Origin of the sequence: Micromonospora sp. NPDC051300 (assembly GCF_044455315.1) — a bacterium.
Classification (GTDB): Bacteria; Actinomycetota; Actinomycetes; order Mycobacteriales; family Micromonosporaceae; genus Micromonospora; species Micromonospora robiginosa.
Genome location: NZ_JBITEP010000024.1, coordinates 74,517 through 93,636 on the forward strand (window position 1 = coordinate 74,517; position 19,120 = coordinate 93,636).

The 19,120-nt window shown below is 74.1% G+C and carries 9 protein-coding genes; 1 reads left to right on the forward strand and 8 read right to left on the reverse strand.

The window, feature by feature from the left end; all coding sequences use genetic code 11:
• The first annotated feature begins 91 nt into the window (after positions 1-91).
• On the forward strand, positions 92-2,020 hold the full coding sequence (locus tag ACIA5A_RS23635; RefSeq protein ID WP_396766190.1) for a N,N-dimethylformamidase beta subunit family domain-containing protein: 1,929 nt from the start codon (positions 92-94) through the stop codon (positions 2,018-2,020).
• Here the strand turns inward: ACIA5A_RS23635 and ACIA5A_RS23640 are convergent.
• The 8 genes from ACIA5A_RS23640 to ACIA5A_RS23675 all read right to left on the reverse strand — a co-directional run bounded on the left by ACIA5A_RS23640 (position 2,010) and on the right by ACIA5A_RS23675 (position 19,016).
• Complete coding sequence (locus ACIA5A_RS23640; protein ID WP_396766193.1) at positions 2,010-3,362, reverse strand: hypothetical protein; 1,353 nt, start codon at positions 3,360-3,362, stop codon at positions 2,010-2,012. The two genes, ACIA5A_RS23635 and ACIA5A_RS23640, sit on opposite strands and share 11 nt — an antisense overlap.
• A complete protein-coding gene (locus tag ACIA5A_RS23645; protein WP_396766196.1) occupies positions 3,362-3,616 on the reverse strand; it encodes an acyl carrier protein in 255 nt (84 codons plus the stop codon). Before ACIA5A_RS23645 ends, ACIA5A_RS23640 begins: the two co-directional genes overlap by 1 nt.
• On the reverse strand, positions 3,613-6,684 hold the full coding sequence (locus tag ACIA5A_RS23650; protein WP_396766199.1) for an amino acid adenylation domain-containing protein: 3,072 nt from the start codon (positions 6,682-6,684) through the stop codon (positions 3,613-3,615). Before ACIA5A_RS23650 ends, ACIA5A_RS23645 begins: the two co-directional genes overlap by 4 nt.
• Positions 6,681-8,168: a class I adenylate-forming enzyme family protein gene (locus ACIA5A_RS23655; RefSeq protein WP_396766202.1), complete on the reverse strand. Its 1,488-nt coding sequence runs from the start codon at positions 8,166-8,168 to the stop codon at positions 6,681-6,683. The genes ACIA5A_RS23650 and ACIA5A_RS23655 overlap by 4 nt, the downstream gene beginning before the upstream one ends.
• Positions 8,165-13,744: an amino acid adenylation domain-containing protein gene (locus ACIA5A_RS23660; protein WP_396766205.1), complete on the reverse strand. Its 5,580-nt coding sequence runs from the start codon at positions 13,742-13,744 to the stop codon at positions 8,165-8,167. Before ACIA5A_RS23660 ends, ACIA5A_RS23655 begins: the two co-directional genes overlap by 4 nt.
• A complete protein-coding gene (locus tag ACIA5A_RS23665) occupies positions 13,741-16,830 on the reverse strand; it encodes an amino acid adenylation domain-containing protein (protein WP_396766207.1) in 3,090 nt (1,029 codons plus the stop codon). Before ACIA5A_RS23665 ends, ACIA5A_RS23660 begins: the two co-directional genes overlap by 4 nt.
• 339 nt (positions 16,831-17,169) lie before the next feature.
• A complete protein-coding gene (locus ACIA5A_RS23670; protein ID WP_396766210.1) occupies positions 17,170-18,090 on the reverse strand; it encodes a serine hydrolase in 921 nt (306 codons plus the stop codon).
• Positions 18,087-19,016 (reverse strand): LysR family transcriptional regulator, encoded by a 930-nt coding sequence (locus ACIA5A_RS23675; RefSeq protein ID WP_396766213.1) that lies wholly within the window; start codon positions 19,014-19,016, stop codon positions 18,087-18,089. Before ACIA5A_RS23675 ends, ACIA5A_RS23670 begins: the two co-directional genes overlap by 4 nt.
• Positions 19,017-19,120: the final 104 nt, after the last annotated feature.

Consider the following 19,120-nt stretch of genomic DNA (forward strand, 5'->3'; position numbering starts at 1 on the left):
CGGGACGGGTGCTCGTGGCGGCCCTCGTCTGGCCACGCGGCCACCGACGTAGTAGAAATTAACTTTGTTAACCATTCGGGTGGGGAGGAACGTGAGCACCCCCGTCGGCCATCGCCCTCCGCCCGCCGAGCCGCTGCCCGCGGCGGGCGCCGCCGCGTCGTCGCGGCTCTCCGTCTACGCCGAGTCGACCTCGGTGGTGCAGGGTGGCCGGCTCGGCCTGCGCATCGGCCGGCCGCGCGGGTACGGCAGGTTCCGGGTACGCGTCCACGACGACATCTCCGGCGAGCTCGTCGTCGACACTCGCCGCCGGAGCTCCCGCTGGTGGCTGGACGTCCCACGGGACTGGCCCAGCTCGCTGTACCGGGTGACCGTCACCGACCAGGACGGCGACGTGGCGTCCGCGCCCGACGAGGCGCAGGCGTGGTTCGTGGTGCGCCCTCGGCGGCCCAGCGCGCCCACGCTGCTCTCCCTCCCGTTCACGACCTGGCAGGCGTACAACAGGTTCGGCGTCCCGGGCGAAGGTCTCTATCCGGCCGAGGATCCCCGGCGCGCGGTCCGGGTGAGCCTCGACCGCCCCGGCGGGGGACCGCCACCCGAGCGTTGGGAGCACGGCCTGCTGGTCTGGCTGCGACGCCGGGGCGAAGCGGTCGATTTCTGCTCGAACCTCGATCTGCACGACGGCGCCGCCGAACTGGGCGCGTACCGGCTTCTCGTCGTCAACGGCCACGACGAGTACTGGACCTGGGAGATGCGCGACCGGGTCGAGGGCTTCGTCCGCGACGGTGGGAATCTCGCCGTCTTCGGCGCCAACACGTCCTGGTGGCAGGCGCGGATCGAGGACGGCGGCCGCAGCCTCGTCTGCTACCGCGACCCCACCACCGATCCGATCGCGCGGACCAGCCCGGGGCGGGCCACCGTCGAGTGGAGCAGTGCTCCCGCCAACCGGCCGGAGAACACCATGACCGGGGTCAGCTTCCGCCGGGGCGCCGGATGCTGGGGACCGGACATGCCACGCATGCGGGAGGAGGCCTACACCGCACGCTTCGCCGAGCACTGGGTCTTCGAGGGCACCGGGCTGCGTAACGGTGACGCCTTCGCGCTGGGCACCCTTGGCTACGAGACCGACGCCGCCGACTTCCGCGAGATCGACGGGGTCCCGCGTGTGACCGGCCGGGACGGCACGCCCCGCGACTTCGTCGTGCTGGCCACCGCGGACCTGCGGCACTGGCGGGCGTACGGGCAGGGCGGCTGGGCGACGATGGGAGTCTTCAGCTCCGGCGCGGGCACCGTGTTCAACGCGGCGACCGTCAACTGGGGCGCCGGCCTCGACGACCCGGTCGTCGACCGGGTCACCCGCAACGTGCTGGCCCGGCTGTCGGCGCCGCCGGTCGCCGGTCGCTGGGACGTGATCGGGGAACCGGCCCCGGTGCACGCTCTCGTCGCCCACCGCGGCGATCTGGTCGCGGTCGGAGACGGCGCGTTGCTCACCCGCGAGCTCTGCGGCCAGAACCTGACGTGGCGGCACCTCGCCGATGCGGACGGGCTGGTCGCGCTCGCCGCGCCGCGCGAGGCCGTGCCGAACGGACCGCAGGAGGTCCACGCGGCCACCATTGACGGTCGGCTCGTCCGTTGGACCGGCCACGGCTGGGCGCCGGCGGGCACCGTGCCGGCCGGCACCGCCGCGCTGGCCATCGCCGACTGTCGGATCTTCGCCGCACGCGCCGACGGGACGCTGTGGGCCGCGCCCCTCGCTGCCGACGCCCGCCGGTGGACGGCCGTCGGCGTCGCCCCGCCCCTGGCCGGTCTGACCGCCGAGCACGGCCGGCTCTACGCCGCGTGTGCCGACAATCAGCTCCGTAGCGCCGCTGCGCCGCCGCCCGACCGTCCCGTGCACGGGTGGACGGCGCTGGGACCGCTCGACGGCGTGACCGTGATCGCCGCCGACGGCGGCCGGATCGTCGGCGTCGGACCGGGGCGGTGCCTGCGGTGGCGCACGGTGACGCCGGCCGCTACGGCGTGAGCGCGGTGAGGGGCACGGATCCGGCGACGGCGGCGACCACTGTCGACTCCAGCGCGCGCAGGTGCGCCTCAATGCCCCGGGGCGGCAGGTAGCGGGTGTCGCCGGTGATTGTGACCCGCAGCGCCCCCGGTCCAGCCTCCGGGGCCGCGGTCAGGTGCAGGCAGTAGCGGCACGCGACCTTGGCCTGCGGTGGCTGCCAGCCGAACACCGTCGTCGTGCGCGCGGCCTCGATCTCGCCGGGTACGGGCGGCGCGCCGGGTGGCGTCTCGGTCAGTCGCATGTCGTTGAAACAGCAGTACGGCCGCGATCCGGTGCCGAGCCGTTCCAGCGCGGTGTCCAGCGCCCGCTGGTCGTAGTATCCGGCCCGGTAGGCCCGCAGCGCCGCCGGCCGGGCCAGGTCGAGCAGTTCACCGACCGTTCCCGCAGCGGCATGGTCGAGCACGAACAGCCCTTCCTGGGCCACGGTCGCCACGACGTCGCGGTGCCCGGGCTGGAACCGGTTGCCCACGATCACCGGCAGCACGGTCGTGGTCACGCCACGCTCCGCGGCGATCAGCGCGCCGGCGACCGCCAGCAGCACCGCTGAGGAGCTGGTCCGGTGGCGACGCGCGAGCGTGGCGGCGGCCAGCCCGAGGGCCCGGGAGGTCAGGGCACCGACCCACCAGCGGACCGGCTGCTCCGTGGCCACCGGCCGGGCGACCATGCCGCCGTCCGGGAGGAGACGCCAGCCGTCCAGCCAGTGGCTGACGGCGGCGCGGGATGCCGCCCGGCCCGGCGCCGACTCCTCGAAGGCGGCGAGGGTGTCGGGGTCGCCGGGCGGACGACCGGTCCGCCCGAGCAGCGCCAGCCGGAGCTGACCGACGATCAGGTCCGCGCCGGCGCCGTCGGCCGCGAGATGGCACAGCACCAGCACGATCCGCACCACCCGGTCGGCGTCGTCGACGACCAGGCCGGGACGCAGCGGATACTCGTCGGCGTAGTCGAACGCCTGCCGTGCGAGCCGCTCCACCAGCGCGGCCGCCGCCACGTCGGGCCCGTCGCCGTCGGTCAGCGCCGCCACCGCCAGCGAAACACGACCCGCCTGTTCGACCCGCCGCCGGGGTCCGGGCGCTATCCGGGTGCGCAGGCCCGGGTTGGCCTCGATCACCGTCCGTAGCGCGGTCCGGGCGGCGTCCACCGACAGGCCGTCGGCGACCTTGGCCGGCGGGACCAGGACCCGGGCGAGGTTGAAGTAGTGGTCGTTGGGGACGGTGCGGTGGATCGCCGCCCAGATCGCGTACTGGCCCCAGGTCAGCGGGGCCGGCGGGGGCGGTGGGTCGGCGACCGCGAAGGTGACCTCCATCAGCCGGGCACGCCACGGGCGCGCAGATAGCTCGCGAGCGGCCCGACGCCGTCCAGGTAGACGGGGTCGTCGTCGAGGTCGAGGCGCACTCCGTACGCCCGCTCGACGGCCTGGATGAGGCGGAGCTGTCCCAGCGACGTCAGGCCCAGGGCGACCAGCGGCGCCTCGGCGTCGAGCGCGTCGTCCCGGGTGATGTCCCCGTCGCTGGCGGCCTCCACCAGGTCGGCCAGGTCGGTGGTCAGGTCGGTGCTCATGTCGCCTCCCGGAGCTTGCGGACCTCGGCCGCTATCCCGGACACCGTCGGCGTGTCGAAGAAGACGTCGAACGCGACGGCGACGCCGAGCCGCCTGCGGAGGCGGGAGGTGATCTGGGTGATGGTCAGCGAGTGCCCGCCGAGGTCGAACAGCGAGTCGTCGACCTGGATGTCGTCGACTCTGAGGACCTCCCGCCAGACGTCGAGCACCTCGTGCTCGACGTCGCCGGGTCCGGCGCCACCGGGATTCGGGTGGTGGGGTGGTACGGCCGGCGGGGCATCGCGGTGCCGGCCCGGCTCGGCGGCGGGTGGGGCGAGGGCCTTCCGGTCGAGCTTGCCGTTGGGTGTCAGCGGCAGGGACCCGAGCGCGACGTACGCCGCCGGGACCATGTGTCGAGGTAGGTGCTGACTCAGGTGACGGCGTACGTCGGGGAGGTGTGCGGCGTCACCGACCAGGTAGGCGACGAGGTGGGCGTCGGCGCCGTCGCCGTGCACGGCGACCGCGGCCTCCCGTACGCCGGGGGCGGCGCCGAGGACGGCCTCGACCTCGCCGAGTTCGATGCGGTGCCCGCGCACCTTCACCTGGCTGTCGAGGCGGCCGACGAAGTCCAGCATCCCGTCGGCGTCCAGCCGTACCAGGTCGCCGGTGCGGTAGAGGCGCGCCGAGGTGATCGGGTCGGTGACGAAGCGTCGCCCGGTCAGCTCCGGTCGGCCGCGATAGCCGTACGCCAGGCCGGCGCCACCGATCAGCAACTCGCCGGGCACACCGACGGCGACCGGGCGCAGCCGAGCGTCCCGTACGTGGACGGTGGTGTTGGCCAGTGGCGCGCCGATCGGCACCCGGGTCGGGTCGGTGCCGATCTCCGCCCAGGTCGACCAGATGGTGGTCTCGGTGGGTCCGTAGACGTTGACCAGCCGGCCCGTGGCCTCCCGCAGTCGGCGGGCCAGGGGCAGCGGCAGCGCCTCGCCGCCGCACAGCGCGGTGAGACGTGGCGCGGTCAGTCCGGCGTCGAGCAGCATCCGCCACGTCGACGGGGTCGCCTGCAGGTGGGTCACGTCGGCGTCGTCGACGAGCGCGGCCAGCGCCGAGCCCTGCCGGACGGTGACGTCGTCGGCGATGACGAGCGTCGCTCCGGCGGTCAGCGGGGCGAACAGTTCCAGCGCGCTGATGTCGAACGACAGCGACGTGAGGGCGATCCAGCGGTCGCCCGGCGCGGTCGGGGTGACGCGGTCCATCGCGGCGACGAGGTTCGCCAGCGCCCGGTGCCCGACCTCGACCCCCTTGGGTCGGCCGGTGGAGCCGGAGGTGTAGATGACGTAGGCGAGGGCGTCGGCGGGCGGCGGTGGCGGTGGGTTCTCCGGCTCGCCGTCGAAGGCGGCCAGGCCGTCGAGCGGCACCACCGCCGGTTCGGGCAGCGGCCCGCCGCGGTGGGCCAGGGTCAGGTGGGCGTGCGCGTCCGCGACGACGAAGTCCAGGCGCGCCAACGGGTACGTCGGATCCAGGGGCAGGTAGGCCGCGCCGGCCTTGAGGATGCCGAGGACCGCGACCACCAGTTCGTCACCGCGCCGGGCGCAGAGGCCGATCAGGTCACCGGGGCGGGTACCGCGCCGGAGCAGGCCGTGCGCCACCCGGTTGGCGAGCCGGTCGAGTTGCGCGTAGGTCAGCACGCGTGCGCCGAACAACAGTGCCGGCGCGTCGGGGCATCGCCGGACCTGGTCGGTGAAAAGGTCGACCACGGTGTCGGCGGGCAGCGGCCGGGCGGTGGCGTTGATCCGCTCCAGCAGCGCCCGTTCGGCGGTGGTCAGGGTGGGTGCGTCGCCCACCGGAAGGTCGGCGGCCGCCGCGGCGGCCAGCACGTCCCGGAGGTGGGCGCCGACACGCGCCAAGGCGTCGTCGTCGATGCCGTCTGCCGGGGCCTGCAGGCTCAGTCGAAGTCCGTCCGGCCCGTCGACGGCGAAGACGTGCAGGGACGACCGCAGGTGCGGGGGCGCGACGAGCCAGTCCACGGTCGTCGCGCGGTCGCCGAACGCCGCGGCCGGGCCCTGCCCGCGCTGCCGGTAGCTCACCGAGACGGGGGCCAGGGCGGCGCGCGTTCCGACCGAAGCGACGCGTCCGACCGGGACGACGCGGTGGGCGTAGGCCTCGCGCAGGCCGGTGCGGAGCGCGGCGAGGGTGTCGGACCAGGACGCCGCGAGGTCGATGTCGCAGCGGATCGGGAGTTCGTTCACCCAGGCCCCGGCCTGTCGCTCGACGTCGCGGGTGCGGGTCGACACGTCGACGGCGATGGTGACGTTCGACGTGCCATAGCGGGCAAGCAGCACCGACACGGCCGCGAGGAGCAGCTCGAATCGGCTCGCGCCGAGCGTCGCCGAGGCGGCGTCCAGCGCGCGGTCGAGAGTCGGGTCGACCGCGACGTGCCGGGTGCGAGCTGTGGCGACGCCATCCCCGGAGCGTCCGCCGCCGGGCAGCGCGACGGCCGACGGCTCCCGCCAGCGGCCACGCCAGAATTCCCGGGCGGCGGGTAGCGCGGCGTCGACCCGCGCGTGGTCGGCGGCAATCGCTGCGTCGACCGCCCCCGGCGGGGTCCGGGGCAGGTTCCCGCTGGTGTACGCGGCGGTGAGGCCGCGGACGATCAGCTCCTTGGTGTGGCCGTCGCCGACCAGGTGGTGTGCGGTGACGACGACGACCTCCCGGCCGTCGTCGACGCGCAGCGCCGCGCACCGCGCGAGCGGTCCGGCGGACAGGTCGAACGGTCGGCCCGCCTCGTCGGTAAGCGCGTCGGCGAGGGTGCCCGTGGTGACGGTGGCCCGCCGGATAGGACCCGGTGCAACCTCCACCCGGACGGCGACACCGTCGACCTCCGGGAAGGCGCCGCGCAGCGCGGGGTGGGCATCGGTGACCGCACGCCAGGCCAGGTCGAGGGCGTCGTCGTCAAGCGGTCCGTCGGCGGTCAGCGTCACGACCAGGTGATAGGCGGACGCGGTGTCGGTGGCCCGCGCGGTGAACCAGATCCCTTCCTGCACCGCGGTCAGGCCGGCGGTGACGGGTGGTGGCAGCACCTGCGTCACGATGACTCCTCGGCTTCCTCGAAGATCTCCCGGATCCGCTGTTTGACGACCTTGCCGGCCACGTTCACCGGAAGCGCCTCCAGTTGGATCAGGCGGGTGGGCTGTTCGTGCAGGGCGAGGCGACCGGCCAGGAACGTGCGTACCTGGACGAGCCGCAGTGGCGTGCGGGCGACGACGGCTGCGGCCGGCGTCATGCCGAGGACCGGGTGCGGCAGGCCGACGACCGCTGCGGCGGTGATGTCGGGGTGCGCGTGCAGGGCCTCCTCGACGGCGACTGTGGAGACCTTGTCGGCCCCGGACTTGATGACGTCGCTCGCGCGGTCCACCAGGTACAGGTATCCGTCGTCGTCGAGGTAGCCGATGTCGCCCATCCGGGTCCAGCCGTCGCGGAAGACGTGCGCGGTGGCGTCGGCGTCGCCGAGGTAGGCGCGGGGTGGCGCGGGTGTCGACAACCAGACCTCGCCGACGGTCCCGGGCGGGCAGGGGCGCCCGTCGGCGTCGACGACGCGTAGGCGGCTGCCGGCGGCGGGCACGCCGAGCGCGGCGGGCCGCTGCGGGTCGAAGATCATCGTGGTCTGCGCCGGGGCCGCCTCGGTGGAGGTGTAGTAGTTGACGACGGTCACGCCGGGCAACGCGTCGGCGAGCCCGGCCGCGACCGGGGACGGCAGAGCGGCCGCGGTCGAGCCGAGCAGGGTGAGGCAGCTCAGGTCGTGGTTGGCGCAGACGCCGGAGCGCAGCAGCTCGATCGCCATGGCGGGCACGACGAAGGCGGTGCCGACGCGGCGCTCGGCGATGAGGTCGGCGAAGCGGTCCGGTGTGAACCGTGGGAGCACGAGCATGCCGGCCTTGGCGACGAGGGCGTTGAGCAGCATCGTCTGCGCGGCGTTGCTGCCGACCGGGAAGGCGTGCAGGAAGTGTCGGGAGTGAGCCAGCGGCCGCAGGATCGGGCGCACCCGGGCGCCGTGGGTGATGTTGGCGTGGCTGGCGACGACCGCCTTCGGCCGGCCGGTGGTGCCGGACGTGTAGAGGATCTGGGCGGGAGCGTCGGGGGAGGTGGCGGGCAGCGCGGTCGGGTCGGCGTCGCCGTCGGTCATCGCCGTCCACTCGTCCGGACCGTGGACGGTGGTGCCGGACGGTGGGCGCACGCCGCTGCCGTGCACCACCGCCGCCGCGCCGCAGTCGTCGAGCAGGTACGCCACCTCGGCGGGGGCGTTGCGGCCGGAGACGGGCACGGCGATCGCCCCGGCCGCGAGGGTGGCGGTGTACGCGCTCGCGTAGGCGGGCCAGTCGCGCCCGCCGTAGAGGAGCGCCACCCGGTCACCGGGGCGCACCCCGTCGGCCCGCAGCGCCGCAGCGCCGCAGACGGTACGCCGCCACCACTCGGCCAGGGTCAGCGTGGTGCGGCCCTGTTCGATCGCGACGTGCCCGGGTTCCAGCGCGGCTCGACCGGCGAGCAGCCCGTGCACGGTCAGCGGCGCCGTCACCGACGGACCGTCTTGTCCGGGTCCGCCGCCGGTCGCGCGGATGGGGCCGTCGGGAGCCGACCTCGCAGCGCGGCCACCCCGACGAGGTCGTCGGCCTCGGCGTCGGGCACCGCGTCGTCGAAGGTGGCGATCCGTGGCCGGCGCAGCGACACCAGCACCACCGCCGCGATCGCCGCGGCGAGGATCAGGTAGAGCAGGCCGGTGCCGCGGCCGTCGCCGACCCCGAGCAGTCGTCCGGCGGTGCCGGCGAGTGCGCCGCCCGGCTGCATCAGCGGTTCGAGCAGGTGGCTGCCGACCGGCCCGACCAGCGTCCAGCCGACCGGCAGCGTCGACCAGGCGATGACGGTGTTGAGGGACAGGACCCGGCCGTGGAAGCGCTGCGGCACCTTGACCTGGACGATCGTCGCGTACACGCCGTTGAGCAGGACCAGCCACAGGGAGATGCCGAACGATCCGGCGGCGACCAGCCAGAGCTGCGGGCGCAGGCCGATCACGACGCAGCAGGCGGCCAGCCCCAGCGTGCAGCACAGCACCGTGAACAGGCGGCGGTGCCGCGGTCCGCCCCAGACGGCCATCGCCAGCCCGCCGAGCATCGCTCCGGCGCCGCCCGCCACGGAGACCTCCGCGACCTCGCGCAGGCCGGCGAACGACAGCACCAGCGGGCTCAGCATCATGAACAGCGGCGACAGGAACACGTTGAGCGCCATGAAGAACAGCAGCATCGCGCGGAAGTGCCGGTTGCCCCACGAGTACCGGAAACCCTCGGCGATCTCCGCCGCGACGCTCTCGCGGCGCTTCCAGGCCAGCGTGCGCGGGAACCGGATGGCCGCGACCAGCCCGATCGCGACGACGTAGCTGGCGACGTCGAGGACCAGGATCCAGCGCAGCCCGACCGTGGCGAGCAGGCCGGCGGCGGCGAGCGGCGCGAGCGTGGTGGCGACCCCGCTCACCATCTGCACGACGCCGTTGGCGTGCCCGAGATACTGCTTGGGCACCAGCTGGGGCACCGCCGAGCCGTAGGCGAGACGCTGGAACGCCAGCGCGACGGAGAGGCACCCGGCAAGCGGATAGATGTGCCAGACGTGCAGGGAACCGCTCCAGAGCAGGACGGCGAGGACCAACTGGACGCCGCCGGCGGCCACGTCGCCGGCGAGCATGACGGCACGGCGGCTGTGGCGGTCGACGATCGCGCCGACGAGCGGCGTGACGAGCAGCCCCGGCACGAGTCCGACGACTGCCAGCAGGGCGAAGTTCAGCAGCGAGCCGGTGCTGGCGAGCACCCACAACGGCAGGGCGAACTCGGTCAGGGTGGAGCCCAGGATGGAGACGAGCTGCCCGAGCGCGACGGCGAGGAACCGTCGCATGCTGGGTGGCGGCCCCGTGCGGACCGGCCGGTCGCCGACCCGTGAGGCGCCGTGCACCCACCAGGTGGCGTCCGGTCCCCGCGCCTCTCGGTGCAGGGTGCCCTCGGCGCCCGCGCGCACCGCCGGGTGCACCTCGGTGAGGATCCGCGCCAGCTCGCCGGCGCGCCACTTGAGGTAGAAGTGGCCGGCCTCGTCCAGGAGGACGACGGCCGCGGTGTCGGCGACGACGTGCCACTCGGTGTAGCGCTCCGAGTAGTACTCGGTGGCCGGGTCGCGGTCGCCTGCGACGGTGATCAGCGGGGCGGCCAGCCGCCGGGCGCCGGTGTGCAGCAACCGGGTGTAGTACTGCTCGGCGGTGTGCGTGTCGCGACGCAGGTTCCGGATGATCTGGCGGGCCTGGCCCGGCTCGATGTCGCCCATGTCCAGGCCGAGCGAGGTCAGCCAGTCGGCGTACGCGCGGTCGGAGCGCAGCCGGTCCATGTCGGCGACTCGCGACAGCGCGCTCAGTACCCGGCTGCGCGGGCGGGCGAAGGGGAACATCGCGCCCACGTAGACGGCCTCGGGGATCCGTCCGCGCTCCTCGAGCCGCCGGTCGATCTCCACGATCAACGCGGAGCCGATGGCACAGTGTCCGTAGAGGACGATCGGCCCCTCGGTTCTCGCGATGATCTCCGCCACGCAGCCGCCCGCGAGCGCGTCGAAGCTGAGCGCCTCCTCCTGCAGCCCGACGTCATGACCGGGGATGGCCAGCGACAGCAGGCGATGGCGTTCGGGCAACGCGTCGGCGAGCGGTTGGTAGACCACAGCGCTGCCGCCGCCGTACGGGACACAGACGAGGGTCCGCTCGGCGAGCCCGGACATCGGCCGGGTCAGCTCGTGCAGCAGCTCGCGGGGGCCCCGGTCCGCCGCCGGTGTGTCGACCAGAGCGGCCAACTCGGCGACGGTGCGATGTTTGAACAGGTCCATCACGGACACCCCGGCGCCGACAGCCCGGCGCAGCCGCGCCACCACCTGGGTGGCGAGCAGGGAGTGGCCGCCGAGGTCGAAGAAGTCGTCGTCGACACCGACGGCGTCGACGCCGAGCACCTGCTTCCAGATGTCGGCCACCAGGTGTTCGGTGGGCGTACGAGGCACGACGAGACCGGCCGTCGTACCCCGGCCGGACGGCGGCGCGGGCAGGGCCCGCCGGTCCAGCTTGCCGCTCAGGGTCAGCGGCAGCCCGTCGAGCGTCACCACCGCCGTGGGCACCATGTAGTCGGGCAGCCGGCGTCTGAGGGCGGCGCGCAGGACACCGGCCTCGGGTGGTCCGCCGGTGACGTACGCGACGAGCCGTTTGTCGCCGGGCCGGTCCTCGCGGACCGCGACGGCGGCGTCGGCGACGCCCGGCTGGTCGCGCAGGGCGGCCTCGATCTCACCCAACTCGATGCGCAGCCCGCGGATCTTGACCTGCCCGTCGATCCGGCCCAGGAAGTCGACGGAGCCGTCCGCGAGGCGCCTGGCGAGGTCGCCGGTGCGGTAGAGCCGGTCGTCGGGCCAGGGCCTCGCCGGTGTGCCGGGCGCGGCGCCGAAGGGGTCGGGGACGAACTTCTGCCCGGTCAGCTCGGGTCGGCGCAGATAGCCGTGGGCCAGGCCCACCCCGGCGAGGTGCAGCTCGCCCGGTACGCCGACCGGTTGTGGCTCCCCGTGCTCGTCGAGGACGTGGACCCGCATGTTGTCGATCGGAGTGCCGATCGGTACCCGGGCCCGCCCCCGCACGTTCTCGGCGGTGCAGTGGTGGGCGGTGACGTCGATCGCGGCCTCGGTTGGGCCGTACAGGTTGTGCAGGTCGGCCTGGGGGATCCGCCGAAGGGTCCGCTGGGCCAGGTCGACCGGGAGCTCCTCGCCGCTGCAGATGACCCGTCGCAGGGTGGCGCACCGCTCGATCTCGTCCTCGGCGAGGAACATCGCCAGCATCGACGGCACGAAGTGCGTGGTGGTGACGCCCTCGGCGACGATCAGGTCGCGTAGGTAGGCCGCGTCCTTGTGGCCACCGGGTCGGGCCAGCACGAGCCGGGCGCCGGTCAGCAGCGGCCAGAAGAACTCCCACACCGACACGTCGAAACCCGCGGGGGTCTTCTGCAGGACCGCGTCTGTCGCGTCGAGGCGGTAGCGGCGTTGCATCCAGAGCAGCCGGTTCACGATGCCCCGGTGGCCGTTCAGGACCCCCTTGGGTCGGCCGGTGGAGCCCGAGGTGTAGATCGCGTAGGCGACGTCGTCGGCGGTGGCGAGCGGCCGCGGAACGGTGTCCGGGTAGGCCGCCCACACGAGTGGGTCGTCGAGGTCGAGCACGACCGGCTCCGGGGTCCGTCCGCCGTCGGCCGGCGGGGGCAGGGCCGGGCGCGTCGCGGGGGCGGTGAGGACGACCGGCACGCCGGCGTCGGTGATCATGAAGGCGAGACGGTCGGGCGGGTGCTCCGGGTCCAGCGGCAGATAGGCCGCGCCCGACTTGAGGACGCCGAGCAGCCCGACGACGAGTGCGGGGCCGCGTTCGGCGCAGACCGCGACGAGCGTTCCGGGACGCGCGCCGTGGGCGCGCAGACCGTGCGCGACCCGGTTCGCGGCCGCGTCCAGGTCCGCGTAGGTCAGATGACGTTCCTCGGCGATCAGCGCGACCGCGCCGGGGGTGCGGCGGACCTGCTCCTCGATGAGTTCGTGCAGGGTGGCCCGGTCGGGAAAGTCGACGTACGTGTCGTTGGCGGCGTAGAGGATCTCGTCGCGCTCGCCGGCGGAGAGGCGCAGCAGGTGGCTCAGCGGCCGGTCGGGATCGGTGACGGCGGCCCGCAGCAGCGCGTCGAAGTGCTCGACGAGGCGCGCGACCGTGTCGGTGTCGAACAGCGCGGTGTTGAAGGTGAAGGAACCCCAGAGTCCGTCGGGGCCCTGCAGCAGCGACAGTTCGAGGTCGAAGCGGGTCGCGACGGCGCGGGCGCCGAACGGTGCCACGCGGAGCCCGGTCGTCGACTCGCGCCCGGGTTCGGCGTAGTTCTGCAGGGCGAACACGACCTGGAACAGCGCCGAGCGGCTGACGTCCCGGGGCAGGTTGAGGTCGGTGACGATCTGTTCGAACGGCACGTCCTGATGCGCGTAGGCGTCCAGGGTGGTCTCGCGGACGCGTGCCAGCAGCTGCGCGAACGTCGGCGCGCCGGAGCTGTCGATCCGCATGGTCAGCATGTTGACGAACATGCCGATCAGCGGTTCCAGCTCCGCCGCGGGCCGACCCGCCGACGGGGTGCCGATCGCGAAGTCGTCGCAGCGGCTGTGCCGGACCAGCACCGCGGCGAAGGCGGTGAGCAGCGTCATGTAGAGGGTGGCGCCGTGGGCGCGGCCGAGCCGGGTCAGCTCCTCGACGAGCGCGCCGTCGACGGTGACGCCGTAGCCCGCGCCGTCGAAGGTCTGCTCGGCCGGTCGGGGCCGGTCGGTGGGCAGCTCCAGGGGCCCGAGCCCGGCGAGCTTCGACCGCCAGTACGCCAGGTCCCGCTCGTGGCCGTCGGCGGCCAGTCGGGCACGTTGCCACACGGCGAAGTCGCCGTACTGGACCGGCGGGGCCGCCAGTGGGTCGGGCGCCCCGGTGGCGTACGCGTCGTACCAGGCGACCACCTCGTTGGCGAGCAGGTCCACGGACCACCCGTCGCAGGCGATGTGGTGAACCGCGAGCATCAACGCGTACTCGCCGGGCCGGATCCGCACCAGCGCGGCCCGCAGCAGCGGACCGATGGTCAGGTCGAACGGCTGCGCCAGGCGTTCGTGCAGTAACGCGTGCACCAGGTGGTCCCGCTCGTCGCCGTCGTGGTCGACGTCGAGTACGGGCAGCGGCACCGGCAGGGGTGGGTCGACGTGGACGACCGGCTCACCGGTGTCGGTGGCGGTGACCCTCATGCGCAGGCTCTCGTGGCGCGCGACGACACGCTCCAGTGCCCGGGCCAGGACCTCCGCGTCGACGTCGCCGTGGATGCGCAGCACGACCGGGATGGTGTACGCCGCGGTGCCCGGCGCGAACTGCTCCATGAACCAGAGCCGTTCCTGCGCGCAGGAGAGCGGAGTGGGCGTGCCGGGCGGGCGGGGCGTCACGGCCGGGGCGTCGGCATCGGTACCGGTCGCGGCGGCGCGCAGACGGGCGGCGAGCAGGGAACGTTTGGCGTCGGAGAGCGCGGCGCGCGGGTCCGCGGTGGCGGTCATCGCGCGGGTCCGGTCTGCGCGAGCAGGGCCAGGGCGTCCTCGTCGGTCAGCTCGGCCAGCTCGGCGGCGAGCGCGTCCTCGACCGCGGTGGCGAACGCGGCCAGCGTCGGCCTGGCGAACAGGGTTCGGATGGGCAGGTCGACGCCGATCGCGGCGCGCAGCCGGGCGATGACGCGCGTGGCGAGCAACGAGTGCCCGCCGATGGCGAAGAAGTCGTCGCCCACGCCGATGTCCTCCACCCGCAGCAGCGTCGACCAGATGCGGGCGACGAGAAGTTCGGCGTCCGTGGCCGGCGGGGCAGAGGTGACCGTCCGGGCCGTCAGGTGCGGGGCGGGCAGGGCGGCGAGGTCGACCTTCCCGTTACGGGTCAGCGGCAGCGACGGCAGCGTCACGATGCTGGTCGGGACGAACAGCGCCGGCAGCAGACCGGCGGCGTGTTCGCGCACGGCGTCCGCCTCGACTCTGCCGGCCACGTAGGCGACGAGGGCGTCGTCGCGGGCCACGACGACGGCCTGGACGACGTCGGGGTGTCCGGCGAGGACCGACTCGACCTCGCCGGGCTCGACGCGGACGCCACGGACCTTGAGCTGGCGGTCCAGGCGTCCGGCGAACTCCAGCACCGGTTCGCGGTCGAGGTCGCCACGCCAGCGGGCTCGGTCGCCGGTGCGGTAGAGCAGTCCCTCTCCGTAGGGGTCGGGCCGGAAGCGCTTGTCGGTCAGGTCGGGGCGACCGAGGTAACCGGCGGCGAGTCCCGCCCCGGCGAGGCAGAGCTCGCCGACGGTCCCGGGGGCGACGAGCCTTCCGTGCCGGTCGAGGACGTAGGCGCGTACCCCGCCGACGGGGCGGCCGATCGGCGGGCGTCGGTGCGCGTCGTCGGCGCCGAGGTCGATCGCCGTGGCGATGATCGTCGCCTCGGTGGGGCCGTAGGTGTTGACGAGCCGCACCCGGTCACCGTGCCGATCGCGCCAGGCGGCGACGGCGCCGGCGTCGACCTGCTCGCCACCGAGGATGACCAGGCGTAGCGCCGGCGGCCAGGCGGTGACGACGTCGAGCAGCGCCTGCCAGTAGGCGGTCGGCAGGTCGAGGACGGTCACCTGGGGATTGGTGGCGAGCACGTCCGGCAGGGTGGCCGGTCCGTCGGGCAGCAGGACCAGGGTGCCGCCGGCGGCCAGCGTCGGCCAGATCTCCTCGGCGTGGGTGTCGAATCCGACGGAGGCGAACTGCACCATGTGGTCGCCGGCGCCGAGTTCGTATGCGGGGACCATCCAGGCAACCCGGTCGGCGAGCGCGGCGTGCCCGACGGTGACCGCCTTCGGCTGCCCGGTGGAGCCGGAGGTGAACAGCACGTACGCGGTCTCGGGGGCGACCGTCCGCGGCCGGGGTGTGCGGCGGTGGACGCCAGTGGGGTCGACGACGGCGGTGACGCCGGCCTCGGTGGCGAGGGCGGCGTGCCGGGCCGGTGGCAGTGCGGGGTCGAGCGGGACGTAGCCGGCGCCCGCCCGCCAGGTGCCGAGCAGCGCCGCGACGAGATGCGGGCCGCGCGGGAGGCTGACGGCGACGAGGTCGCCCGGGCGTACGCCCTCGGCGTGCAGCCGACGCGCGTAACCGTCGGCGGCGTCGATCAGGTCGGCGTAGGAGACGCGTTCGTCGCCGCTGATCATGGCAACGGCCCACGGGCGGGCGGCGGCGGTGCGGGCGACGAGGTCACCGGCGTGGTCGGCGGTGTCGAGCGGGGGGCCGGCGCCGGCGGCGAGGAGCCGATTGCGGGTGGCGACGTGGACCAGCGGTAGCTGGTGCAGGGGGAGGTCGGGCTCGGCGGTGACGGCCGCGAGCAGGTCGGTGTACGCGGCGGCGAGCCGCTCGACTGTCGATGCCGTGAACAGGTCGGCGCGGTAGACGAGGACGGCGTCGACAGCGTCGCCGACGACGGTGGCCTCGAGCGCCAGGTCGACCGCGACGCCCGGGGGCCGGGTGCGGTGGGGCGCCACCGCGAGGCCGGCGAAGTCGTCGACGGTGGTGGTGGCGACGTCGAGGGTGGAGTGCATCGTGAACGTGGTCTGGAAGAGGGCGTTGCGGCTGGCGTCGCGGGGCAGGTCGAGATCCGCGACGAGTTGTTCGAAGGGGATGCCCTGGTGCGTGAGAGCCCCCATGAGCGCGGTGCGGGTGCGGCGGATCAGTTCGCGCGCGGTGGGCTCTCCGGACAGGTCGCCCCGGATGACCACGACGTCGCTGAGGTAGCCGACGACGTCTTCGAGGTCGACGTCGTCCCGGCCGGCGACCGGTGTGCCGACGCAGATGTCGTCGGCATCGCTGTGCTGCGCGAGCAGGAGCTGGTAGACGGCCATGAGGACCATGAAGGGGGTGCAGCGAAGCTCGGTGGCGAGGTCACGGACGGCCCGCACGGTGGCGGCCGGCACGCGGAACTCGACCGCGCCGGCGTCGGAGCCGCGCTCGGCCGGGCGGGGCCGGTCGGTCGGCAGGTCCAGGACCGGTGGGTCGGCGAGTGCGTCGCGCCAGTACGCGCGTACCTCGGGGTCGGCCGCCTGGGAGTGCCGGTCGCGCACCACTTCGGTGTACGGCCGGGGAGGTGGCGCGAGCGTCTGGCCGTTGTAGGCCAGGGCGAGGTCGCGGTAGAGCAGGTTGGTGGACCAGCCGTCGGCGACGATGTGGTGCACGACGGTGGCGAGGAGGTGGTCCTCGTCGTCGAGGCGGAGCAGGATCGCCCGCAGCAGGTGACCGTCGGCGAGGTCGAAGGGTTCGCGGAGGGCGGCGTCGAGTCGCGTCTGCGCGGCGGTGTCACGTTCGGCCGGGGGAAGGTGCCTCAGGTCGATCTCGGCGATAGTGGTCGGCCGGGGCGGCAGCACGCGTTGCCTCGGCGTGCCGTCGAGGTCGACGAAGGCGGTGCGCAGCGATTCGTGTCGGGTCGTCACCGCGTCGTAGGCGGCCGTGAGGGCGGTGCGATCGAGCGCGCCGGCCAGTCGGCTGACGACGCTGATGTGGTGGGTCGGCTCGCCGGCCGTCAGGCGGTGCAGGAACCACAGACGTTCCTGACCGGGTGAGACGGGTGCGAGCGTCGGGTCGTCCACGGCAGCCCTCCATGATCACCCGCTGTGTGACGCCTAACCCTAGGTTCGCCCCGGACTATTGGCAATAGTCTTTACAATTAACTGTTCGGGCTGCTCGGAGACTTGGGGCAGCACATTCGCACCGCGCGCGCCGCTGGACAGGGGCGGCCGGAGGAGGTCTCCTCGCCGACCGCGACGTGCTCAGCGGCTGGCTGCGGGGCGACACCGCAGGCGCCGAGCCGATCCGGGCCGGGGCGCCCGACGGCTGGGCCGTGCAGGACAGAATCGGCGCCGGCGCCCGCAACGACATGCCGCGGTGGTGCGGCCCCCGGGCCGCACGCCGATCGTGCTCGCCGGGGGCTAACCCCACCAGGGCAGGGCGCCGCTGCGCAGGTGGTCGTGCAGGGAACGGGCGACCTGCGCCATCGTCGCCTCGCTGCCGGGCTGCGCGGCGGCGGGCACCCGGGAGGCCGTGAGCGCGGCGATCGCGTACGACTGCCCGTCGGCGTGTTCCACCACACCCACCTCGTGCCGCAGGTGCAGCAGGGTGCCGGTCTTCGACGACCACCGGGAGGCGTCGGAGGTGAAGTCCGGCGTCAGCCGCTGCCGGTGCAGGTTGTCGCCCAACAGTGTGCGTACCCGCGCGGCGGTGGCCGGGCGGATCGTGGTGGGCCGCCAGAGGGCGTGCAGCAGGTCGACGAAGGCCCGGGCCGATCCGACGTTGGCGCGGGTGACGTCGAGCTGCGGGAGCGGATGGCCCTGCCCGGGGGTGGCGGCGCCGATGGCGAGGGAGTGGGCCAGGTGTACCTGGTCGGGGCCGAGACGTTCCGCGGGTGTGTCGGCGAGTTCGCCGGCACGGTGCCGGACGGTGATGCCGTCGACGCGCAGCCGTCGTAGCTCGGCGGTGACCGCTGCCGGCGGAACGAGGTCGAACAGGGCGTCGGCGGCGACGGAGTCGCTGATCGAGGTGCTCACGTAGAGCAGGTCGTCGACGGCGATCCGCGCCGGGTGGCGGAAGCGGCTCAGCCCGGTCGGGCCCGGTGTGGTGATCCGGCCGGGCGCGACCTCCACGGGTGTCGCCGGGTCGAGGTCCCCGCGCGCGACCCGTTCCAGCACGGCGACCGCCAGCGGCATCTTCACCAGCGACGCCGTCGGGTACGGGGTGTCGGTCTCGAAGCCGATCTCCGCGCCGGTGTCGAGGTCGCGGACCAGGAACGCGCCGTCGAGTCCCGCCTCGTCGAGCAGGTCACGTGCGTTGCGGACGACCGCGACGGAACTCATGTCGACTCCCCGGCGCGGCGGTCACCGGGGTCGCCGCCCGCGGCCGGTTCCGGGCCTTCGGGCGCGCCCAGGCAGCGGGCGACGTCCCGGTGCAGGATCGTGCTGGGCTGGTCGAGGTCCTCGCGTACGCCGGCGGTGACGTGGTAGCCCCGGACGAGTCGTGGGTCGGCGACGGGACACCAGTGCAGGGCGAAGTCCTCGGCCTGCTGGCGGGAGCAGAGCAGCAGGTCGGGGGAGCCGAGGGCCGCCGCCGCGGCGTCGACGAGCGACGGCGCGACGGTCACCTGGGTCGGTGCCAGGCCGGCCGACTGTCCGGCACGGGTCAGCGGGTCCCGCAGGTGGGTGACGTCGTCCTCGGGTTGGATGAGGATCCGCCGCCGGGCCTGGGTCCGGGTCCGTCCGCCGCGCAGCGTCTCCAGGAACACCGTCGGCGCCGGGACCGGGGTCCGGGCGGCCAGTCCGAGCGGCACCCGCCAGGACGCCAGGGCCTCCGGAACCGCGACGATTCCGGCACCGACCTCCAGGGTCCGGCAGAGTCGTTCCCGCTCCTGCGGGCCGGCCGGCCGTACCTCCAGGTGGATCCGCTGCCGACGGGCCGCGACCACCAGGTCGGCGAGGCGGCGTGGCGGGCAGGTCTCGGGTACGGCGATCCGCAGCGGGCGCAGCCGGGCCCGCTCGGCGTCGTCGTCCATGGCGTCGGCCAGGTCGACCAGCCGCCGTGCCGAGGGCAGCATGTCCCGCCCGAACGACGTCAACCGCACCGCCCGGGACGACCTGTCGAACAGCCGCGCCCCGAAGTGCTCCTCCAGCGCGGCGATGCGGCGACTGGCGACCGGCTGGGGGATGCCCGCGGCGGCGGCGCCGGAGGTGAAGCTCCCGTGCCCGCTGACGGCGACGAAGGCCCGGCAGGCGGCGACCACATCCACCCGCCGAACCTAGTGCCGCATCAGGCAACGTTCGCCCTGTCGACTACCTCGCGTAGGCGTTCGTCGGAGGCGTTCTTGTTCCGCCAGATGATGTAGCGGCGGAT